The sequence below is a fragment of the Streptomyces sp. KL109B genome, assembly GCF_030766935.1.
Lineage (GTDB): Bacteria > Actinomycetota > Actinomycetes > Streptomycetales > Streptomycetaceae > Streptomyces.
In genome coordinates, this window is sequence record NZ_JASERL010000008.1 from 273,273 (window position 1) to 294,559 (window position 21,287).

17 protein-coding genes and 1 tRNA gene are annotated in these 21,287 nt (G+C 68.1%); 9 read left to right on the top strand and 9 right to left on the bottom strand.

Going from position 1 to position 21,287, the window contains the following annotated elements:
- Positions 1-945, top strand: coding sequence for an SDR family oxidoreductase (locus RBJ65_RS26890; RefSeq protein WP_306322237.1), 945 nt, complete (start codon positions 1-3; stop codon positions 943-945).
- Positions 946-1,004: 59 nt separating this feature from the next.
- Here RBJ65_RS26890 and RBJ65_RS26895 read toward each other — a convergent pair whose 3' ends face one another.
- Positions 1,005-1,931 (bottom strand): hypothetical protein, encoded by a 927-nt coding sequence (locus RBJ65_RS26895; RefSeq protein ID WP_306322238.1) that lies wholly within the window; start codon positions 1,929-1,931, stop codon positions 1,005-1,007.
- Between the two features lie 134 nt (positions 1,932-2,065).
- On the opposite strand from RBJ65_RS26895, the gene RBJ65_RS26900 reads away from it, so the two are divergent.
- The 5 genes from RBJ65_RS26900 (at position 2,066) to RBJ65_RS26920 (ending at position 8,699) form a co-directional block, all read left to right on the top strand.
- Positions 2,066-2,431 carry a chorismate mutase gene (locus RBJ65_RS26900; RefSeq protein ID WP_306322239.1) on the top strand — a complete coding sequence of 122 codons (366 nt, stop codon included), beginning with the start codon at positions 2,066-2,068 and terminating at the stop codon, positions 2,429-2,431.
- Between the two features lie 32 nt (positions 2,432-2,463).
- Positions 2,464-2,931 (top strand): HIT family protein, encoded by a 468-nt coding sequence (locus RBJ65_RS26905; protein WP_306322240.1) that lies wholly within the window; start codon positions 2,464-2,466, stop codon positions 2,929-2,931.
- 111 nt (positions 2,932-3,042) lie between these two features.
- Positions 3,043-5,532: an aminopeptidase N gene (gene pepN / locus RBJ65_RS26910; protein ID WP_306322241.1), complete on the top strand. Its 2,490-nt coding sequence runs from the start codon at positions 3,043-3,045 to the stop codon at positions 5,530-5,532.
- A gap of 273 nt (positions 5,533-5,805) precedes the next feature.
- A complete protein-coding gene (locus RBJ65_RS26915; RefSeq protein ID WP_306322242.1) occupies positions 5,806-7,251 on the top strand; it encodes an aminotransferase class V-fold PLP-dependent enzyme in 1,446 nt (481 codons plus the stop codon).
- A complete protein-coding gene (locus RBJ65_RS26920; RefSeq protein ID WP_306322243.1) occupies positions 7,248-8,699 on the top strand; it encodes a lysine N(6)-hydroxylase/L-ornithine N(5)-oxygenase family protein in 1,452 nt (483 codons plus the stop codon). Before RBJ65_RS26915 ends, RBJ65_RS26920 begins: the two co-directional genes overlap by 4 nt.
- Positions 8,700-8,707: 8 nt before the next feature.
- Here RBJ65_RS26920 and RBJ65_RS26925 read toward each other — a convergent pair whose 3' ends face one another.
- Positions 8,708-10,501, bottom strand: a complete 1,794-nt coding sequence (locus tag RBJ65_RS26925) for a 5'-nucleotidase C-terminal domain-containing protein (protein ID WP_306322244.1) — start codon at positions 10,499-10,501, stop codon at positions 8,708-8,710.
- A 124-nt stretch (positions 10,502-10,625) separates the two neighbouring features.
- Between RBJ65_RS26925 and RBJ65_RS26930 the strand changes: the two genes are divergently transcribed.
- Positions 10,626-11,321, top strand: a complete 696-nt coding sequence (locus tag RBJ65_RS26930; RefSeq protein ID WP_306322245.1) for an SIMPL domain-containing protein — start codon at positions 10,626-10,628, stop codon at positions 11,319-11,321.
- Positions 11,322-11,455: 134 nt separating this feature from the next.
- Positions 11,456-12,892, top strand: a complete 1,437-nt coding sequence (gene pyk / locus RBJ65_RS26935) for a pyruvate kinase (protein ID WP_306322246.1) — start codon at positions 11,456-11,458, stop codon at positions 12,890-12,892.
- 84 nt (positions 12,893-12,976) lie between these two features.
- On the opposite strand, the gene RBJ65_RS26940 is transcribed toward pyk, so the two are convergent.
- From RBJ65_RS26940 to RBJ65_RS26950, 3 genes are all read right to left on the bottom strand, one after another.
- Entirely contained in the window at positions 12,977-14,950 is a 1,974-nt protein-coding gene (locus RBJ65_RS26940) for an alkyl/aryl-sulfatase (RefSeq protein WP_306322247.1), read from the bottom strand.
- A gap of 132 nt (positions 14,951-15,082) precedes the next feature.
- On the bottom strand, positions 15,083-15,871 hold the full coding sequence (locus tag RBJ65_RS26945) for a helix-turn-helix domain-containing protein (protein WP_306322248.1): 789 nt from the start codon (positions 15,869-15,871) through the stop codon (positions 15,083-15,085).
- Between the two features lie 84 nt (positions 15,872-15,955).
- A tRNA-Leu gene (locus RBJ65_RS26950) sits at positions 15,956-16,038 on the bottom strand.
- 98 nt (positions 16,039-16,136) lie between these two features.
- Between RBJ65_RS26950 and RBJ65_RS26955 the strand changes: the two genes are divergently transcribed.
- Positions 16,137-16,793, top strand: a complete 657-nt coding sequence (locus RBJ65_RS26955; protein WP_306322249.1) for an ANTAR domain-containing response regulator — start codon at positions 16,137-16,139, stop codon at positions 16,791-16,793.
- A 77-nt stretch (positions 16,794-16,870) separates the two neighbouring features.
- Here the strand turns inward: RBJ65_RS26955 and RBJ65_RS26960 are convergent, their stop codons facing one another.
- From RBJ65_RS26960 to RBJ65_RS26975, 4 genes are read right to left on the bottom strand one after another with little or no spacing between them, the layout of a single operon-like run.
- A complete protein-coding gene (locus RBJ65_RS26960; RefSeq protein ID WP_306322250.1) occupies positions 16,871-17,587 on the bottom strand; it encodes an ABC transporter ATP-binding protein in 717 nt (238 codons plus the stop codon).
- Positions 17,584-18,423: an ABC transporter ATP-binding protein gene (locus tag RBJ65_RS26965; protein WP_306322288.1), complete on the bottom strand. Its 840-nt coding sequence runs from the start codon at positions 18,421-18,423 to the stop codon at positions 17,584-17,586. Before RBJ65_RS26965 ends, RBJ65_RS26960 begins: the two co-directional genes overlap by 4 nt.
- A gap of 5 nt (positions 18,424-18,428) precedes the next feature.
- Positions 18,429-20,231, bottom strand: coding sequence for a branched-chain amino acid ABC transporter permease (locus RBJ65_RS26970; RefSeq protein ID WP_306322251.1), 1,803 nt, complete (start codon positions 20,229-20,231; stop codon positions 18,429-18,431).
- Between the two features lie 5 nt (positions 20,232-20,236).
- The gene (locus RBJ65_RS26975) at positions 20,237-21,166 is read right to left on the bottom strand and encodes a branched-chain amino acid ABC transporter permease (protein WP_306322252.1); all 930 of its coding nucleotides are present in this window, start codon (positions 21,164-21,166) and stop codon (positions 20,237-20,239) included.
- Between the last annotated feature and the right edge of the window lie 121 nt (positions 21,167-21,287).

The following is a 21,287-nucleotide window of genomic DNA, read 5'->3' on the forward strand; positions in this document are numbered from 1 at the left end:
ATGGCGAACGAGAAGTCGACGACGAACAGCGGCGAGGGACTGTGCGCGGGGCGCGTGGTCGCCGTCACCGGAGCAGGCCGCGGACTCGGCCGCGCGCACGCGCTCGCGTACGCGGCCGAGGGCGCGAAGGTCGTCGTGAACGACCTGGGGGTGGGCCTCGACGGCGCCCCCGCCCCGGACAGTCCGGCGGCCCAAGTCGTCGCGGACATTCGCGCGTCGGGCGGCGAGGCCGTGGCGCACGGCGGCGACATAGCCACATCCGAAGGCGCCGCCTCCCTCGTCGCGGCGGCCGTCGACACCTTCGGCCGGCTCGACACCCTGGTCAACAACGCCGGATTCCTGCGCGACCGCATGCTGGTCAACCTCGAAGAGGACGACTGGGACGCCGTGATGCGCGTCCACCTCAAGGGCCACTTCCTGCCGCTCAAGCACGCCGCCGCGTACTGGCGGGCGGAGTCGAAGGCCGGCCGGACGCCGACGGCCCGGGTCGTCAACACCTCGTCCGGGGCCGGCCTGTTGGGCTCGGTCGGGCAGGGCAACTACAGCGCGGCCAAGGCCGGAATCCTCGGCCTGACCCTGGTCGCCGCCGCCGAAATGGGCCGCTACGGAATACAGGTCAACGCGATAGCGCCGGCCGCCCGCACCCGGATGACCGAGGCCACGTTCGCCGAGACCATGGCGGCCCCCGGCGCGGACGCCTTCGACGCGATGGCACCGGAGAACGTGTCACCGCTGGTCGTCTGGCTCGGCTCCGGCGCCGCGGCGGACGGGGTGACCGGGCGGGTCTTCGAGGTGGAGGCGGGCCGCATCACCGTCATGGAGGGCTGGCGCCAGGGCCCGACCGTCGACAAGGAGGAGCGATGGACCCCGGCAGGCGCGGGCGACGCGGCCCGCGAACTGCTCGCGCGGGCGGAGATACCCGGAGCGGTATACGGGGCGTCGTAACACCCCACGCAACAGCGGCCCACGCAACGGCGGCCCACGCAACGGGCTCCGCGACGCCCCTACGTGTCGCACTCCAACACCGACCCGCACAACGCACACCGCGCCCGCACCCGACCCCGTACGGGCACCCGGATCCGCTGATGACAGGTCGGGCACGGAAACGCGACCCGCAGCCCACCGCCACCGTCACCGCCACCGCCGCCACCGGGCGTGCGGGCCACCGAGAACGCGTACGGACTCACCGGATCCAGCCCCCGCGCACCATGATCCCGCGCATACCGCCGGTCCTTCGCGTACCGCCGCCGGCCCGCCCACCCGGCGGCGGTCAGCGGCGGCTGCTGCTCGTCACGCCGCGCCTGCGCCAGCCCCTTCGTATACGCCGCGTACGCCTGCGGACTCGTGAACCAGGTCTCCGGCCCCTCACCGAACGCCAGCGACCGCTTCGCCAGCACGTACCCGAACTCCTCCGGCGTCAGATAGCCCAGCTTCTGCGACGACGCCCCGTCCTCCCGAAACGCGTCCAGCAACAGCCACCCCGCCCCCAAATACGTAGCCGCCGTGTCCGTCAGGATCTCGTTGTCCCGCGTCCCCGGCAGCGACAGATCCAGGCGATGCAGATACACATGCATGATCTCGTGCGCGAGCGCCGCACCGATGTCCCTGCGATGCGTACGGAACCGGTCGTTCAGCTCGATGAAGTACTCAGGACCCGCCGCCAGTTCGACACTCGCCGCATGCCGCATCTCCCGGAAACTCACGATCATCCGCGCGTCCGGCAACCGATAGTGCCGCACCAGCTCCCGCGCCACCCGCTGCGCACCCAGATAAAGATCATCGACGTCGCTGAACGCGACATCGGCAGGCGCCACACTCGACGCGAACGTACGCACCGTGTCGTACGAGAGCCGCTTGTACAGCGCCGTGATCGCCGTCCGCACCGTCTCCAGATGCGGATAGCCGTGCACCACCGGTCCGCCGTCCACCACGCGCGCACCCCCTGACGCCCCCGGAGCCCGCACCCGGACCCGGCCACTCCAGAGTACGGCCGGGCCCCGCCCCGCAACCACCACGCCAGAGCCACCCCACCGGCCCGCCCGCCCGGCACGTAGGCTGATCCGTCATGACCACCAGCACGCCCCAGGACCAGCCGGCCCCGCAGACCGACCCGGCCGTGCGCGCCGAACTCGGCCGGCTGCGCGACAGCATCGACAACATCGACGCCGCCGTCGTCCACATGCTCGCCGAGCGCTTCAAATGCACCCAGCAGGTCGGCCACCTCAAGGCCGCCCACGACCTGCCGCCCGCCGATCCGTCCCGCGAGGCCCGCCAGATCGAGCGCCTGCGCGAACTCGCCGAGAACGCGAAACTCGACCCCGCGTTCGCCGAGAAGTTCCTCAACTTCATCATCAGCGAGGTCATCCGCCACCACGAACAGATCGCGGCGGACTCGGGCCCGGCCCCGACGCAGGACACCCCCCAGGGCTGACGGCCGAACCCCGAGAGGCAGTGCCGAGCCGCATGGCGCACACCCACGAACCCGCCGACTACGACTGCCCCTTCTGCGACTTCGACCCGGACCGCGAGCCCGAGGTGGTCTACCGCGACGACCGGGTCTTCGCGACCGTCTGCCCCCGGTGGTGGCCCAGGAACCCCGGCCACCTCCTGATCATCCCCAACGCCCACCACGAGAACATCTACAACCTCCCCGCCGCCGACGGCCACGCCGTCTTCGACGTCACCCAACGCCTCGCGCGCGCCATGCGCACCGCCTACGACTGCGCGGGCGTCACCACCCGCCAGCAGAACGAGCCCGCGGGCGGCCAAACCGTCTGGCACTTCCACCAGCACCTCTTCCCCCGCTACCCCGACGACGACTTCTACGCCACACCCCCACACCCCACCCCCCTCCCGGCCCCCACCCGCCGCACCTACGCCACCCGCATACGCGCCGCCCTCAGCGGACAGGGGAGCCCCGCCGGCGATTGAGGTGCGGGGGCCGGGGCGGAGCCCCGTGACCGCAATCCCGCCGGACCTCAACCCCGCCCCACCGAAACAAACCACCCACCCTCCGCCGGAGGCGTACGGCAGCATGACCCCATGCCCGTACTGACACGCAACGAAGCACAGACCCGAGCCCAACTCCTCGAAGTCCACCGCTACACCGTCGACCTCGACCTCACCGTCGGAGACGACACCTTCGCCTCCCACACCGTGATCCACTTCACCACCCGCACCGCCGGAGGCACCTTCGTCGAGCTCAAGCCCGCCACCCTGCGCTCCGCCACCCTCGACGGGCACCCCCTCGACCCCACCACCCTCACCGACAACCGCCTCCCCCTCCCCGACCTCACCGAGGGCGAGCACGAGCTGCGCATCGACACCACCATGCGCTACTCGCACACCGGCGAGGGCATGCACCGCTTCACCGACCCCACCGACGGCGAGACCTACACGTACACCCAGCTCTTCATGGAAGACGTGCAGCGCGTCTTCGCCGCCTTCGACCAGCCCGACCTCAAGGCCACCTTCGACCTCACCGTCACCGCCCCCGAAGGCTGGACCGTCCTCGCCAACGGCGCCACCGAACACGTGGGGGAGGGCCGCTGGCGCGCCACCACCACACCACCGCTGTCCACCTACCTGATCGCCGTCGCCGCGGGCCCCTGGCACTCCGTCCGCACCGAACACCGCGGACTCCCCTTCGGCCTGCACTGCCGCCGCTCCCTCGCACCCCACCTCGACGCCGACGCCGAGGAAATCCTCGACATCACACGCGCCTGCTTCGACCGCTACCACGAGAAGTTCGAGGAGCCCTACCCCTTCGACTCCTACGACCAGGCGTTCGTCCCCGAATTCAACGCCGGCGCCATGGAGAACCCCGGACTCGTCACCTTCCGCGACGAATTCGTCTACCGCTCCGCCGTCACCGACACCGAACGCCAGACCCGCGCCATGGTCATCGCCCACGAAATGGCCCACATGTGGTTCGGCGACCTCGTCACCCTCAAGTGGTGGGACGACATCTGGCTCAACGAGTCCTTCGCCGAATACATGGGCTACCAGACCCTCACCGAAGCCACCGCCTACACCAACACCTGGATCGACTTCGGCGTCTCCCGCAAAACCTGGGGATACGACGCCGACCAACGCCCCTCCACCCACCCCGTCGCCCCCGAATCCGTGCCCGACACGGCCTCCGCACTCCTCAACTTCGACGGCATCTCCTACGCCAAGGGCGCCTCCGCGCTCCGCCAACTCGTCACCTGGCTCGGCGAAAAGGACTTCCTCACCGGCATCAACACCCACTTCAAACGCCACAAGTTCGCCGTCGCCACCCTCGCCGACTTCATCGACTCCCTCGCCTCCGGCACCAACCGCGACGTCCACGCCTGGGCCGACGCCTGGCTGCGCACCACCGGAGTCGACACCCTCACCACCACCGTGACCGAGAGCGACACCTCCTGGAGCCTCACCGTCGACCGCGACGGCAGCCGCCCCCACCGCATCGCCCTCGGCCTGTACGACCACTCCGCCGCCCACGGATACGTCCTACGCGAACGCCTCGATGTAGAAGTCGCGGACAACAACGCCCAGTTGACCTTCCCCGGCCACCGCCCCGCCCTGATCGTCCCCAACGACCAGGACCTCACCTACGCCAAGGTCCGCCTCGACGCCACCTCCCACGAAGCCGCCCTGCGCGGCCTCTCCGGCCTCCCCGACCCCATCACCCGCACCGTCGTATGGAACGCGCTGCGCGACATGGTCCGCGACGGCGAACTCGCCCCCGCCACCTACCTGGAGACCGTCGCCACCCACCTCCCCACCGAGTACGACCTCGCCCTCGTCCAAGGCGTCCTCGCCTTCGCCCGCACCCAGGTCGCCGACCGCTACACCGACCCCGCCGACCGGCCCGAAGCCCTCGACCTCATCACCGCCCTCTGCGAGGACTTCATCCGCCGCACCGAGGACGGCAGCCACCCCGGCCTCCGCCTCACCGCCGTACGACACCTCATCGACGCCGCCCGGCACGCCGACGTCATCCGCGACTGGTACGACTCCGGCGCCGTCTCCGGCGGCCCCGAGACCGACCCCGAACTGCGCTGGCGCATCCTCGGCCGACTCAGCGTCCTCGGCGCCGTCGACGAAGCCGTCATCGAGGCCGAACTCGCCCACGACCCCAGCGCCACCGGACAGGAAGGCGCCGCCCGCTGCCGCGCCGCCCTCCCCGACCCCCAGACCAAGGCCGAAGCCTGGGCCTCCCTCTTCACCACCGACCCCGCCCACGACCTCTCCAACTACCTCTTCACCGCCACCGCCCAAGGCTTCTGGCAACCCGAACAGACCGACCTGCTGCGCCACTACGTCCCCCGCTACTTCACCGACGCCACCGCCCTCGCCGCCCGCCGCGGCCCCGCCATCGCCGAAGCCGCCGGCCGCCACGCCTTCCCCATCTACGCCATCGACCCGGAAACCCTCCACACCGGCACCCACCACCTCACCACCACACCCCCCACCCCCGCCCTCCACCGCAAACTCACCGACCAACTCGACGACCTGAGGCGGGCGTTGAAGGTACGTGGCACCTAGCCACCCCAAGCCCCTGCGGCGAACGACCACAATCAAGCCCCTGCGGCGCTTGAGCAGCGGGGCCCGGGGCAGCGCCCCGAGACGCAGGACGGGGTGACCGGGCCGCACACGCAGGCCCCCACCCCGCCCCCGCCAACCCCCTAGCACACCCACCCGCCCCCCACCCACCCACCAATCCCCCTTTCGGGTTCGCTTCCCAGGTACGCCGTACACATCCCTGGACAAAACGTCAGGCTGATGCCCCACGTACCCACACACCCGCAAAGGACCCACATGCGCACGCCGCCCCTCGCCGGAGGCACCCACGGCCCCGACGCCCTGCGGCCCCTGCTCGCCACCGTCCTCGACGCCCTGCACAAGGGGGCCGCCCACCGCGCCGGCCCCCTCCCCGCCGGCGGCCCCGGGGCCGTAGCGGCACAACTCCACCACCACGTAGGAGAGTTGCTGCCCACCCACGGCACCGGCCCCGAAGACGCGCTGCGCACCCTCGTCACCGCCCTCACCGAAGGCGCCGCCGACCCCGCCGACCCCCTCTGCGCCGCCCACCTGCACTGCCCACCGCTCGCCGTCGCCACCGCCGCCGACCTCGCCGCGAGCGCCCTCAACCCCTCCATGGACTCCTGGGACCAGGCCCCCGCCGCCTCCGCCCTCGAAGCCCTCGTCACCACCACCCTCGCCCACGAGGTCTACGGCCCCGAACCCGCCACCACCCCCGACGCCCTCGTCACCACAGGCGGCACCGAAGCGAACCAACTCGCCGTCCTCCTGGCCCGCGAAACCACGAATACCGCCTACGCCACGTACGCCACCTACGCCACCCACGCCAAACAGGCCGCACCCGTCGCCCCCGAACCCCTTCACCTCCTCCTCGGCGCCAACGCCCACCACACCCTCCCGCGCGCCGCCTGGCTCCTCGGCCTCCCCGACCCCGTCACCATCCCCGCCCCCGCCGGCACCCTCGACCCGGCCGCCCTCGACGAGGCACTCACCGCACTCCCCGGCCCCAAACTCGTCGCCGCCACCGCCGGCACCACCGACGCGGGCCTCATCGACCCGCTCCCCGAGATCGCCGACATCTGCGAACGGCACGGCGCCCGCCTCCACATCGACGCCGCCTACGGGGGAGGCGCCCTCTTCAGCCCCCGCGAAGCCCCCAAACTCCACGGCCTCGCCCGCGCCCACACCGTCGCCCTCGACCTCCACAAACTCGGCTGGCAACCCGTCGCCGCCGGCTTCCTCGCCGTCCACGACACCACCGAAACCACCGCCCTCGACCACCAGGCCGACTACCTCAACGCCGACGACGACACCGAAGCCGGCCTCCCCGACCTCCTCGGCCGCTCCCTGCGCACCACCCGCCGCCCCGACATCCTCAAAGCGGCCGTCACCCTCAAAGCCCTCGGCCGCACCGGACTCGCCGCCCTCATCGACCAAGTCACCGCACTCGCCCACCACTTGGCGCACCTCATCGACGTACACCCGCGCTTCGAGCTGTACGACACCCCCACCCTCACCACCGTCCTGTTCCGGCCCACAGGCGCCACCGACGAGACCATCGCCGCGATCCGCCGCAGCCTCCTCACCGAAGGCCGCGCCGTCCTCGGCCGCGCCCGCATGGACGGAAGGCTCTACCTCAAAGCCACCCTGCTCAACCCGCACGCCACCCCCGAAGACCTCACCGCACTCCTGGAACTGGTGGAAGGACACACCCCCCGATGAAAGCCGAGTCAGCCGCGCCCGCCCCGCAGCCCACCCCCCAACCGTCCGAAGCACCCCGCGACCTCGTCGGCATCGGCATCGGCCCCTTCAACCTCTCCCTCGCCGCCCTCGCCCACCCCCTCACCGAACTCGACACCGCCTTCTACGAACAGCGCCCCGCCTTCCACTGGCACCCCGGCCTCCTCATCGAAGGCGCCACCCTCCAAGTCCCGTTCCTCGCCGACCTGGTGACCCTCGCCGACCCCACCAGCAACTGGACCTTCCTCAACTACCTCAAGACCCGCGAACGCCTCTTCCCCTTCTACTTCGCCGAGCGCTTCCACATCCAGCGCGCCGAATACGACGCCTACTGCCGCTGGGTCAGCGAAAACCTCCCCGGCCTGCACTTCTCCCACCAGGTCGACGCCGTCCGCTGGAACCCCGAACGCTCCCTCTTCGAAGTCGACTTCACGCAACTCGACACCGAAGGCGAAGCCGAGGCCCTCGGCCGCACCTACACCAAGAACGTCGCCATCGGCGTCGGCACCGCCCCCTACGTCCCCGAACCCCTCAAGCCCCTCGCCGACGCACCCACCGTGCCCGTCATCCACTCCGCCGACTACCTCACCCACCGCGAACGGCTCCTCGCCGCCGACCACATCACCGTCATCGGCAGCGGCCAATCAGGCGCCGAAATCTTCCTCGACCTGCTCCGCGCCCGCCCCACCGGCGCAGAGAAAATCCACTGGCTGGCCCGCAGCGAGGCGTTCGCACCCATGGAGTACAGCAAACTCGGCCTCGAACACTTCACCCCCGACTACAGCCACTACTTCCACCACCTCCCCGAAGCCGAACGCGACCGGCTCGTCCCCGCCCAATGGCAACTCCACAAGGGCATCGACGCCGACACCATCGCCGCCATCCACGAAGAGCTCTACCAACGCACCCTGAACGGCGGCTGGCCCGACGCCACCCTCACCCCCGGCGTCAGCGTCCGCACCGCGGGCCGCGTCGCCACCACCAAGATCGAACTCCACCTCGAACACCGCCAACAAGGCACCCGCTCCCGCCTCACCACCGACGCCGTCGTCCTCGCCACCGGCTACAAGGAACGCCCCCTCAGCGGCATGCTCGCAGGCCTCGACCCCTACCTGCGCCGCGACCGCTCCGAACGCCCCCGCATCGACGACCGCTTCCGCCTCGTCCTCGACGACAGCGTCCAAGGCTCCGTCTACGTACAGAACGCCGAACGCCACACCCACGGCGTCGGCGCCCCCGACCTCGGCCTCGCCGCCTGGCGCAGCGCCACCATCCTCAACTCCCTCACCGGCAAAGAGCCCTACCCCCAGCCCCGGCGCACCGCGTTCACCACCTTCGGCCTCACCCCACCCGAACCACCCGCACACCGCGCCACCCTGCCAGGACAGCAGACAGGGGAGCGCGGCACCATGGTCAAACTCCAGGACTGACCACCGGCCTACTGCGCGAACACCGGCGTCCCCTCCCGCGTCAACTTCCAATCCACCGAAGCGAAGTCCACCGGGTCGAGGACGCCCTTCGCCGTCACCCACTCCGCGATCCGCGTCCGGATCTCCGTCGACTCCGACCACAGCTCCTTCGCGTCCGCCACATGCGGGAACGCGCCACCACCATTGGCCCGATAGTTGTTCACCGCGAACACGAACCGCGCCGCGTCGTCCAGGTCCTTGCCGTCGAACTTCAGGTTCTTGATCCGCGAACCCGTCGCCTGCGCGATATCGATGTCGTACGTAAGCCCCGACACGTAGTCGTAGTTGTAGTCCGGCCGGTTGCCCGCGTTCGTCAGCTTGTCCACGTCGACATCCGCGCCCACCGCCGTCCGCACGAAATACTCCGCCGAATACTCCAGGTACGCCCGCACCTGCGCACCCGTCAGCAACTTCGCCACCAGCGTGTTGTCGTACACATACAGGCTCGACAGATCCCGGATCGTCACCTCACCCGCCGGAATCTCCGACGTCCGCGAGAAAGGCGAAGCCTGCGACAACACCGGCAGCGACGCGTACTCCGACGACGCCAGCGCCTTCGTCACCACATCCGCCTGCACCTTGTTGATCAGATCGATGATCGGCGCGTCCTTGTAGCGGGCCTCCACCGTCGTCAGCGCCTGCTTCGCCGTCCCCACGACCTGATTGACGTACCCGACGACCGCCTCGTGCTGCTCCCGCAGCAGCTTCGAGATCTCCGGATCGTCGTCCACCGCGTTCGTGTTCCGCAGCGACGCCCGCACCGACTCGACGACCCAACGCCCCTTCTCCCACACCAGATCGAAGTCGAACAGCGTCAACCGCTCGGCAAAGCACAGCGGTTCCGACAGGACGACCGTCCTCCCCGTCTCCTCGTTCGCCACCAGCTGCTGCTCGATCTCCACATGCGCGTGCCCCACGAGAATCGCGTCGACCCCCGGCACCTGCTTCGCCACATTCGCCGCCGCGTTCTCCACGTACGGCACCTGATCCCCGTACGAGGACTGCCCCGACGCCCCCGAATGCGCCGACACCACGACCACGTCCGCCCCCATCGACCGCAGCTTCGGCACCCACTTCGCCGCCTGCTCCTCAAGCCCCGGGAACTTCAACACACCCTGCACATACGCCTTGTCCCAGATCGCGATCCCCGGGTTGGTCAGACCCAGGACCGCCACCGTCACATCCTTGCCGTGCGGCGTACGCAGCCGCTTCATGAAGTACGGCGGAAACGCCGGCTGCTCCGTCCTCGCGTCCACCGCGTTCGCCCCGAGCAGCGGGAACGCGCACTGCGACTCGAACTTCCGCAGCGTCTCGATGCCGTAGTTGAACTCGTGGTTGCCGAGCGCCACCGCGTCGTACCCGATCGCGTTCATCGCCCGCGCCATCGGATGCACAGGACCGCCGACCGCGGTGATCGGATCGACCTTCGCGTAGTAGTACGTCAGCGGGGTGCCCTGAATCGTGTCGCCGGCGTCGATGAGGAGGGTGTTGCCGCGGCCCCTCTCCGCACGCACCTGGTCGACGAGCGTCGAGATCCGGGCCAGCCCCTGCGCGTTGCCCGCCGCGTCCGAGTAGTCGGCGTTCTTGAAGTAGTCCCAGTTGAAGACGTGCCCGTGCAGATCCGTCGTCCCCATGACGGTGAACGAGTACCGCTTCCTCTTCCCGCCCTTCGCCACGGCCGGAGCGGCCGCACCACCGGTCAGCGCCACACCGGCACCCGTCGCGGCGGATGTGGCCAGAAACGATCTGCGGTCCAACGACATCAAGGTCTCCTTGCTCTCGTCCGCGTCACAGCAACGCGCGTAGATTCTGGCGCAGAAACCCCAACGCGCAACAGCCCCAACAGGTTTCAACTCGAAGACGCCCGGCGGGTGACAAGGTGGGCCCATGACCGCCACCACTCAGAACGGCACGCCGGAGGCGCCCCGCATCGCCGTCCGCGGCGAAGCCCACATCGAAGCCGACCCCGAGCTCGCCCGCATCGGCATCACCGTCACCGCCCGCGGCACCGACCGCCGCAGCGCCCTCGACGACCTCACCCGCCGCAACACCCACGTACTCGACCTCATCAAGAGCTACGGAGACGCCATCGACAAGATCGCCACCGGCGCCCTCTCCATCACCCCCGAACTCACCAAACGCGGCCGCGGCGAACGCATCCGCACCTACCACGGCCGCGTCCACATCACCGCCCACCTCACCGACTTCACCGCACTCGGCGAACTCACCACCCGCCTCGCCGACCTCGACCTCACCAGCGTCGAAGGCCCCTGGTGGTCCCTGCGCCCCACCTCACCCGTCCACGCCCAAGCACGCCAGCAGGCCGTCCGCGAAGCCGTCAAGCGCGCCCGCGAATACGCCGAGGCCCTCGACACCACCCTCGCCGCGCTCATCGACATCGCCGACATCGGAGCCGACGACATGGCGACCACCGACCACGCCATGCCCCGCGGCATGATGCGCGCCGCCGCCTTCGCAGGCGCCGAACCGGAACCCGCCCCCGCCCTCGACCTCGAACCCCAACGCCAGCGCGTACGAGCCCAGGTCAACGCCCGCTTTACGATGCACCCCCCGACCCTCTGACCACACCCCGGGCCGCTCATCAGAGCGCAGTGTCGCCCAAATTCAAGCCTTGTCAATAGCCCTTCACGCAAAGGTTGTTGAGTAGTCATGACCGACCAATTCCCTACCCGCCGGTAAGGTCTAGGCTCGAAAACATGCGCCGAGCAAAGATCGTCTGCACCCTGGGCCCCGCCACCGACTCGTACGAGCAGATCAAGGCACTCGTCGAAGCCGGAATGGACGTAGCCCGCTTCAACCTCAGCCACGGCACCTACGCCGAACACGAGGAGCGCTACCAGCGCGTGCGAAAGGCCTCCGACGAGACCGGCCGCAGCGTCGGAATCCTCGCCGACCTTCAAGGCCCGAAGATCCGACTCGGCCGATTCAGCGAAGGACCCGTACTACTCGAACGCGGCGACGAGTTCACCATCACCGTCGAAAGCGGCATCCAAGGCGACCGCCAAACCTGCGGCACCACCTACGACGGCCTCGCCGAAGACGTCACCACCGGCGAACGCATCCTCGTCGACGACGGCAAGGTCACCCTCGAAGTCACCGGCGTCGAAGGACCCCGCGTCCGCACCCGCGTCATCGAAGGCGGCATGGTCTCCGACCACAAGGGCCTCAACCTCCCCGGAGTCGCCGTCTCCGTCCCCGCCCTCTCCGAAAAGGACCAGGACGACCTCCGCTGGGCGCTGCGCACCGGAGCCGACGTCATCGCGCTCTCCTTCGTCCGCAGCGGCCGCGACATCGAAGACGTCCACCGCATCATGCGCGAAGAGGGCCGCCACCTCCCGGTCATCGCCAAGGTCGAGAAACCCCAGGCCGTCGACAACATCGAGGACATCGTCGCCGCGTTCGACGGCATCATGGTCGCCCGCGGCGACCTCGGCGTCGAAATGCCACTGGAACAGGTCCCGATCGTCCAAAAGCGCGCCATCAAACTCGCCAAGCGCAACGCGAAGCCGGTCATCGTCGCGACCCAAATGCTCGACTCGATGATCGACAACTCCCGCCCCACGCGCGCCGAAGCCAGCGACGTCGCCAACGCCGTCATCGACGGCACCGACGCCGTCATGCTTTCCGGTGAAACCAGCGTCGGAAAATTCCCCATCGAAACCGTCAAGACGATGTCCCGCATCGTCGCCGCCGCCGAGGAAGACATCCTCGCGAAGGGCCTCCCGCCCCTCACCGAGCGCAGCAAACCCCGCACCCAGGGCGGCGCCGTCGCCCGCGCGGCAGCCGAAATGGGCGACTTCCTCGGCGCGAAGTTCCTCGTCGCCTTCACCCAGTCCGGCGACACCGTACGACGACTGTCGAGGTACCGCTCCCCGATCCCCCTCCTCGCCTTCACCCCCGAGTCGGCGACCCGCTCACAGCTCAACCTCACCTGGGGCGTCGAAACCTTCCTCGGCCCGCACGTCGACTCCACCGACGCCATGGTCGCCCAGGTCGACGAACAACTCCTGAAGATCGGCCGCTGCAAAAAGGGCGACACCGTCGTCATCACCGCCGGCTCCCCACCCGGAGTCCCCGGCTCGACGAACCTCGTCCGCATCCACCACATCGGCGAGGACGACAGCCCGAAGTAGACGGATTGTGACAGCAGTTGGGGCCGCACCTCCCCCGTGGATGCGGCCCCAAATCATGCCCCTGCCTACTGCGGAATCACGCAGCTACGGGGTCACAACCGCGAAACTCTTGTCCGGCGCATCCACGACACCGAGCACCTTCTGCAACAACGACGCGTCACCCTCCACCTTGATATCCCCGAGCCCCTTACCACCCAACAACGCGAGCAACTGCGGCTTGGTCATCGTGAGCGTGACCCCTGCGGTGCCGTCCGCCTTGTCATCACTGCGATACGTCAACACACCGTTCTGCAAAGTCAAGTGATAGACGCGACCCATGGACGGAAAACTCCAGTCCATCCGCACCTTCACATCCCACGCCCTCGGACCATTGATCCGCACCGCCACCGAATCAATGAGCTGATCGACACTCAACGCCATCATCATCGTCGGACTCACCGTGGTCGACTCACCCGACTTCACACCCTCAGTGAGCTCCATCGCCCCCGTCAGATAGAAATTCCGCCACACAGCGTTCTCCGCCGCATACCCCAACCTCGTATACACAGAAGCGAGTTCCGACTTCGCCGCCCTGTGATCCGGATCCGCGAACACGACATGATTCAACAACGTCGCCGCGAACCGCAGATCCCCACCCTTCACAAACCCCTTCGCCTTCGCGACCGTCGCCGCAGCGCCACCCAACGCCTTCACATACCGCTCCGCCTCATCAACCGGCGTGTGCTCCCACAAATGAGCCGGATTCGCATCGAACCACCCCATGTACCGCTGATAAATCCCCTTCACGTTGTGACTCAGCGAACCGTAATACCCACGATTCGCCCAACCCTCCAACGCCGGCGGCAACTTGATCTCCTCAGCGATCTCCCGCCCCGTCATCCCCAAATTGATCATCCGCAGCGTCTGATCATGCATGTACGCGTACAGATCCCGCTGCTCCGTAAGCAATTCGGTGATGTCCTCCCCACCCCACGTAGGCCAATGATGCGAAGCGAACGCCACATCGACGCGGCCGCCGAAGAGATCAATCGCCTCATTCAAGTAATGCGCCCACTCACGCGCATCCCGCACCTGCGCACCACGCAACGTAATGATGTTGTGCATCGTGTGCGTCGCGTTCTCCGCCATGCACACCGCACGCAGGTCAGGGAAGAGGAAGTTCATCTCCGCCGGAGCCTCCGTACCCGGCGTCATCTGAAACTCGATCCGCACCCCGTCGACCGTCTCGACCTGACCCGTCTTCGTAATGTCCTTCGTCGGCGCGATCAACCCGACCGTCCCGAGCGACACGTTCTGCCCGAGCCCACAACCCACCTGCCCCTTCGCCGACTTGGGCAACTGCGCGCCGTACATGTACGAGGAACGCCGCGTCATCGCCGTACCGGCATACACGTTCTCGGACACGGCATGCCCCAGGAACCCCTCCGGCGCGATCACCGGAACGCCGTCCGGCGCGCCATCGGGCAGCACTCCGTACGCGCCACCGAAGTGATCCACGTGCGGGTGCGTGTAGATGAGCGCCGTGACCTTCTTGGCGTCGGCGTCACGGTGCTCACTGTGGTCGCGGTACAGCTTCAGCGCGGCGGCGGCCGTCTCGGCGGAGATCAGCGGGTCGATGACGATGAGGCCGGTGTCGCCCTCGACGATCGTCATGTTGGAGAGGTCGAGCCCGCGGACCTGATAGATCCGGTCCGTCACCTTGTAGAGCCCCTGCTTGGCGGCGAGCCGCCCCTGCCGCCACAGGCTCTCGTTCACGGTCTCCGGCGCCTCGCCCTTCAGGAAGTCATACGCGTCGTTGTCCCAGACGACCTTGCCCTTCGCGTTCTTGACGACGCCGGGCGTCAGGGCGGCGATGAAGCCCTTGTCGGCGTTGGCGAAGTCGGTCTTGTCGTCGAAGTTCAAGGTGCCCTCATCCGTTTCCGTCGTCGCGCTGCTGTCCTGGGTCCCGCCGTTACCGGCTCTCGGCGTGGCGAACGCGGACTCGGGACTCACGGCGGTGGCAGCCGCGGCGGCGCCGGCTGCGGCGGCGATGAAACGACGCCGGTTCATCGGGCTCATGCGTACCTCTCCGAGGGTGGGCGGGTTCGATCAACTTGGCCCGGGAGGGGGTACGGCGGTCAAGGGTTCACGGGGGATTTGGGGCGGGTCCCAGGGGGCGGGTGGGGGTGGTGTGATCGGTCATATTGCGGGTCAGTGTTTGGGGCCTACGTGGGCGTCCATGAGCGCGACGTCCGCTTTGCGGGCGACCGAGATGTTGTACGGGTTGCCGTGGCGCGTGCAGTGGGTCCAGGTGATGCCGAGCTTGTCGAGGGTGTCGGTATAGAGCTGCCGGATGCAGTCGGACTTGTTGGTGAAGAAGTACCGGGGGGACTCGTAGCGTTTTCGCTCACCGGCGACGAGCCGGGTCGTCCAGTTCGTGATGCGGCATCCGTCGGAGTGGATGAGGCCGCGGATGAACTCCCACGGGTAGGCGTCGACGATCTGTTGTTGCCAGGGTTCGAGCGTGATCTTGCGGTCGTGCTTCTTTCCGGGGGCGTGCTGCGGGAAGAGGCAGGCCAGGTGCTTCGAGTAGACCTTCACGTTGTGGCACCCCGTGCGTCGGACGCGGCAGACACGGTTGTCGGGGAACACTGCCTGCATGGCCTGTTCGGTCTCGTCCGCGATGCCCGGCCAGGCGTCGGCGCAGGTGATCATCAGGTTGGGGACACGGTGCCCTGAGTAATGGCTGATGTGGCCGTCGCCGAGGTACTGGCCGAGCAGATACGAGTAGGCCGCCGCGTCGAGCGGGCGACCGTCGCAGCGGGGGCAGGTCGGACCGTGCGAGCCGGGACACTCGCCCCGTTTGGCTCTGTCCATGTGGAGCCAATACGACACGGTCCCGAGAGGGACGCCGAGGCCGCGCGCCACGTCTGCGTTCCTCGCGCCGTCCCTGAGGAGTGTGAGCGCCCGCTGCCGTACTTCTGTGCCGTGATGGTTCATGCGAACACAGTGCGTGACCGGACGTCACGCCATGCAGCAAAAAGCGGATGTTCACGAGAACGTGAACATCCGCTTCCTGTTCTGTGCCGGGTGCGGGATTCGAACCCGCAAGCCCTCTCAGGCAGAGGTGTTTGAGACCTCCGTGTATACCGTTCCACCAACCCGGCTCGGCACTGCGCTGAGTGTACCGGTTCATGAGCCGGAGCCGCAGCTAGGTAGGCTTTAGGGCAGCAGCACACCGCCTGCCCGAACAAGGAGCGCCCCCGTGACCGCCCCCGAGACGCCCGAGCCCGTAGACGCAGTCGACGACGACAAGTCGCACGTCCCGCCGCTGACGACCCGCGTCGTCATCGCCGAGGACGAGGCCCTCATCCGCCTCGACCTCAAAGAGATGCTCGAGGAAGAGGGCTACACGGTCGTCGGCGAGGCCGGCGACGGCGAGCAGGCCGTCGAGCTGGCCCGTGAGCACAAGCCCGACCTGGTGATCCTCGACGTGAAGATGCCGAAGATGGACGGCATCAGCGCGGCGGAGAAGATCGCCGGTGAGTCGATCGCCCCCGTACTCATGCTCACCGCGTTCTCGCAGCGCGATCTCGTGGAGCGCGCGCGGGACGCCGGTGCGATGGCGTACCTCGTCAAGCCCTTCAGCAAGAGCGACGTCGTCCCGGCGATCGAGATGGCGGTGTCGCGCTTCACGGAGTTGAAGACGTTGGAGAACGAGGTCGCGGATCTCACCCAGCGCCTTGAGACGCGGAAGCTGGTGGACCGGGCGAAGTCGGTGTTGCAGACGGAGTACGGGCTGACGGAGCCGGCGGCGTTCCGTTGGATTCAGAAGACGTCGATGGACCGGCGGCTGTCCATGCAGCAGGTCGCTGAGGCGGTCATTCAGGACGCCGAGGAGAAGAAGGCGTCGAGGGGCTGACGTTCAGCGCCAAGTCAATGTGGCCCGTGTCCCTTTCCGAGGGGCACGGGCCACATTCGCGTACGGCACGGAGGTGTTCAGTCCTCGCCGAGGTACGCCTTCCGCACGGATTCGTCGTGCATCAGGTGCTCTCCGGTCCCTGACAGGACGATGGAGCCGACTTCCATCACATGTCCTTGGTCGGCCAGTGACAGCGCCGCCTGCGCGTTCTGCTCCACCAGCAGAATCGTCGTGCCTTGGGCCTTCAGCTCCGAGATGGTCGACATGATCTTCTGCATCATGATGGGGGAGAGGCCCATCGATGGCTCGTCGAGCATCAGCAGTTTCGGTTGGGACATCAACGCGCGGCCCATCGCCAGCATTTGCTGCTCGCCGCCGGAGAGCGTGCCTGCTGCTTGGCGGCGGCGTTCGCCGAGGATGGGGAAGAGTTCGTAGGCGCGCTGCATGTCTTTTTCGACGGCTGCTTGGTCGCGGCGGAGGAAGGCGCCGAGTTGCAGGTTTTCGGTGATGGTGAGGCGTGGGAAGATCCTGCGGCCTTCGGGGGAGTGGGCGAGGCCCATGGCGACGATTTTGTGTGCGGGGACGGAGGCCAGGGGTTCTCCGGCGAAGGTGATCTTGCCGCCCGAAGGTTTCAGCAGTCCGGAGAGGGTGCGGAGCGTGGTCGTCTTGCCGGCACCGTTCGTGCCGATCAACGTCACGATCTGGCCCTCCTCCACGCTGAAGGAGATGCCTTTGACGGCTTCGATCTTGCCGTAGGCGACCTTGAGGTCTTCGACCTCCAGTAGCGCGGTCACTTGCTGTCCCCTTCTGCGGTGGCCTGGTGCTCGGCGGCCTGGACTTCTTCGATGGCGGTGTCTTCGGGGGCGCCTTCGAAGGGGGTTCCGAGGTAGGCGGCGATGACGCGTTCGTCGCCTTGGACGACTTCGCTGGTGCCCTCGACGAGTTTTTCGCCTTGGACGAGGACGGCGACGCGGTCGCAGAGGTTGAAGATGAAGCGCATGTCGTGCTCGATGACGAGGACGGCGACGCCTTGGTCGCGGATGGCGACGACCAACTCTTCGGTGGCGCGGGTTTCTTGGGGGTTCATGCCGGCGGTTGGTTCGTCCAGCAGCAGCAGGCCCGGTTCGCTGGCCATGGCGCGGGCGATTTCGAGTTTGCGTTGTTCGCCGTAGGACAGGTTGCGGGCGAGGTGGTCGCGTTTGTGGGTGAGGCCGATGAACTCGAGGAGTTCCATGGCGCGTTCTTCGGAGCCTCGTTCGGCTTTTTTGAAGCCGGGGCCGCGGAGGAGGGCGGACCAGAGGCCCTCTTTGGTGCGTGTGTGGCGGCCGACGAGGACGTTTTCGAGGACGGTCATGTTGGCGAAGAGGCGGATGTTCTGGAAGGTGCGGGCGACGCCTGCTTGGGTGACGCGGTGGGGTTGGGGTGGGAGGACGTTTCCTTGGTAGGAGACGTTGCCTTCGGTGGGGGTGTAGAGGCCGGTGAGGCAGTTGAAGAAGGTGGTTTTTCCGGCGCCGTTGGGGCCGATGAGGCCGACGATTTCGCCTTGGTCGACGTTGAGGTCGACGCCTCGTACGGCGGTGAGGCCGCCGAAGCGCATGGTGACGCCGCTTGCTTGGAGCACGGTGTTCATGGTGGTCACGCTCCTGCCTTGGTCGTTGCCGTGGTGGCGGTGCCGGGCAGGCTCGTTTGTTCGGGGATGTCGAGTTGGCCGGTGTCGTGGAATTCGAGTTTCTTGCGGCGGTCGGCGATGAGTCCTTCGGGGCGGAAGCGCATGAGGAGGACGAGGGCGAGGCCGAAGAGGAGGAGTTGGTAGTCGCCGATGAATTGGAGTTTGGCGGGGATGAGGTAGAGCAGGGCCGCGCCGATGAGGGGTCCGCTGACGGTGCCCATGCCGCCGAGGATGACGGCGGCGAGGAGGAAGGCGGAGTTGGGTGGTGCGTTTTCGACGAAGACGTACTGCTCGGGGGTAACGCTGTATTGGATGTGGCCTTGGACGGCTCCTGCCATGCCGGCGAGGGTGGCGCCGAGGGCGAAGGCGAGGAGCTTGAGGCGGAAGGCGTTGATGCCCATGGCGCGGGCGGCGGTTTCGTCTTCGCGGATGGCGACCCAGGCGCGGCCGATGCGGCTGGCGTCGGCGCGGCGGAAGACGGTCACGACGATGATCGTGAAGAAGAGCATCAGGAGGTAGTAGTTGGCGAACCGGGCGAGGTCGACGCCGAGGACGGTGTGGGTTTCGCCGAAGTCGAACCCGAAGATGACGAGGTCGGGGATGTTGGCGATGCCGTTGGGTCCGTTGGTGACGTCGGGGCCGGATTGGCCGTCCATGTTGCTCATGGCGATGCGGAAGATCTCGCCGAAGCCGAGGGTGACGATGGCGAGATAGTCGCCGCGCAGCCGCAGGGTGGGGGCGCCGATGAGGACGCCGAAGACGAGGGAGGCGCCGGCGCCGGTGAGGACGGCGGCCCAGAAGGGGAAGTGGACGCCGATGGTGGAGTCGGCGGAGCCGGAGACGAGGGCGGCCGCGTAGGCGCCGACGCCGAGGAAGGCGACGTAGCCGAGGTCGAGGAGGCCTGCGAGGCCGACGACGACGTTGAGGCCGAGGGCGACGGTGGCGAAGACGAGGATGTTGGCGGCGACGTTGGTGTAGGTGTCGTTGGACTGGGTGAAGGGGAAGGCCGCTGCGGCTACGAAGGCGGCGGTGAGGGCGATGTTGCGGTGTTTGTTGGTGAGGCCGGTGATGCGGGCGATGAGGCCGCTCTTGGTGAGGGCGCTGCCGCCGAAGAGGACGATGATGAGGTAGCCGACGAAGAGTTCGCCGTATTCGGTGTCGATGCCGTACGTGAAGACGTAGAGGGCGAGGCCGAAGGTGACGGCGATGATGAGGATTTCGACCCAGTCGGGGAGTGTGACGCTGCTGGGGCGTGCGGTGGGGGCTTTGAGGGTGGTGCGGAAGCGGGCCCAGGCGCCGGTGGCTTCGGGGTCGGGGACGTCGGTGGGGAGGCCGAGGGCGAAGAGGGTGGTGGCGAGGGCGGCGATGCCGGCGATCCAGGCGCCGGGTTCGAGGTTGACGACGCCGCCGAGTTTCGCGGAGATGGCGCCCATGGTGTAGCCGGTGGTGCCGAGGGTGCCGAGTGCGAGGAGGAGGGTGGGGGCGGTGCTGCCGCCGGGGGTGAGCCAGTGCAGGCCGCGGGTGCCGAGGCCGGAGAGGGCGAGGAGCAGGGTGAGGAGTCCGCCGATGAGGGTGAGGACTTGGAGTCCGCCGGGGTAGCCGGTGACGGTGAGGTCGCCGGGGAATTCGGCGGTCCAGGTCCAGGCGAGGAAGGTGCTGGCGACGGTGGCGAGGGCGGCCGTGGCGGTGCCGTAGCGGGCGGCCTTCTCGGGGAGGGGGATGAGTGCTTGGGGCGTCTTGGTGGTGGTCGTGGTCGTGGTGTCTGTCATGGTGATCACGCCCTGTCCGCGACGCGTTCGCCGAGCAGGCCTTGGGGTCGGAGCAGGAGGACGAGGATGAGCAGCACGAAGGCCCAGACGTCCTTCCAGGATCCGCCGCCGAGGAGTTCCATGCCGGGGATGTCCTGGATGTAGGCGGTGGCGAGGGCTTCGGCGACGCCGAGGGTGAGTCCGCCGATCATGGCGCCGTAGATGTTGCCGATGCCGCCGAGGACGGCCGCGGTGAAGGCTTTGAGGCCGGCGATGAAGCCCATCTTGAAGCCGATCTGGCCGTATTTGAGGCCGTAGGCGACGGCTGCGACGGCGGCGAAGGCGCCGCCGATGGCGAAGGCGGTGACGACGATGCGGTCGGTGTTGATGCCCATGAGGCGGGCGGTGTCGGGGTCTTGGGAGGTGGCTTGCATGGCGCGGCCGGTGCGGGTCTTGGCGACGAAGTAGGCGAGGATCGCCATGCAGATGGGGGCGGCGATGATGAGGAAGAGGTCGCCGCGTTGGAGGGAGAAGGCGCCGAGGTCGATGGGGCCGCCCTCGAACTGGGGGAAGGTGCGGTCGGACTTGGCGTGCGGGTAGAAGGCCCAGACGGCTTGTTGGAGGGTGATCGACAGGCCGATGGCGGTGATGAGGGGCGCGAGGCGTGGTGCGTTGCGCAGGGGGCGGTAGGCGAACCGTTCGGCGCCGACGGCGATGAGGACGGAGCAGGCGATGCCCATGAGGATCATCAGGGGCAGGGCGACGGCGAGCGCGGTGCCGGTGGGTAGCCAGAGCCACATGGTGAGGGCGCCGAAGCCGCCGATCATGTAGATCTCGCCGTGGGCGAAGTTGATGAGCTGGATGATGCCGTAGACCATGGTGTAGCCGACGGCTATGAGGCCGTACAGGGCTCCGAGGATCAGGCCGTTGACCAGCTGTTGCGGCAGATCGTGCACCGCTGGGCCTCCGTGGTGTGGGTCAAGTGGGCGGTCGCGGGGGCGTGTTGGTGGTGGACCCCGCGTGGTGGGCCGGGGTGGTTGGGGGAGCGCTCGGGGTCGGTCCGGGCGCTCCCCCTGG

What these genes read in the sequence shown, in the direction of transcription:
- RBJ65_RS26890 (WP_306322237.1), top strand. Translation starts at nt 1, where the DNA reads ATGGCGAACGAGAAGTCGACGACGAACAGCGGCGAGGGACTGTGCGCG.
- RBJ65_RS26900 (WP_306322239.1), top strand. Translation starts at nt 2,066, where the DNA reads ATGACCACCAGCACGCCCCAGGACCAGCCGGCCCCGCAGACCGACCCG.
- RBJ65_RS26905 (WP_306322240.1), top strand. Translation starts at nt 2,464, where the DNA reads ATGGCGCACACCCACGAACCCGCCGACTACGACTGCCCCTTCTGCGAC.
- pepN (WP_306322241.1), top strand. Translation starts at nt 3,043, where the DNA reads ATGCCCGTACTGACACGCAACGAAGCACAGACCCGAGCCCAACTCCTC.
- RBJ65_RS26915 (WP_306322242.1), top strand. Translation starts at nt 5,806, where the DNA reads ATGCGCACGCCGCCCCTCGCCGGAGGCACCCACGGCCCCGACGCCCTG.
- RBJ65_RS26920 (WP_306322243.1), top strand. Translation starts at nt 7,248, where the DNA reads ATGAAAGCCGAGTCAGCCGCGCCCGCCCCGCAGCCCACCCCCCAACCG.
- RBJ65_RS26925 (WP_306322244.1), bottom strand. Translation starts at nt 10,501, where the DNA reads ATGTCGTTGGACCGCAGATCGTTTCTGGCCACATCCGCCGCGACGGGT.
- RBJ65_RS26930 (WP_306322245.1), top strand. Translation starts at nt 10,626, where the DNA reads ATGACCGCCACCACTCAGAACGGCACGCCGGAGGCGCCCCGCATCGCC.
- pyk (WP_306322246.1), top strand. Translation starts at nt 11,456, where the DNA reads ATGCGCCGAGCAAAGATCGTCTGCACCCTGGGCCCCGCCACCGACTCG.
- RBJ65_RS26940 (WP_306322247.1), bottom strand. Translation starts at nt 14,950, where the DNA reads ATGAGCCCGATGAACCGGCGTCGTTTCATCGCCGCCGCAGCCGGCGCC.
- RBJ65_RS26945 (WP_306322248.1), bottom strand. Translation starts at nt 15,871, where the DNA reads ATGAACCATCACGGCACAGAAGTACGGCAGCGGGCGCTCACACTCCTC.
- RBJ65_RS26965 (WP_306322288.1), bottom strand. Translation starts at nt 18,423, where the DNA reads ATGAACACCGTGCTCCAAGCAAGCGGCGTCACCATGCGCTTCGGCGGC.
- RBJ65_RS26970 (WP_306322251.1), bottom strand. Translation starts at nt 20,231, where the DNA reads ATGACAGACACCACGACCACGACCACCACCAAGACGCCCCAAGCACTC.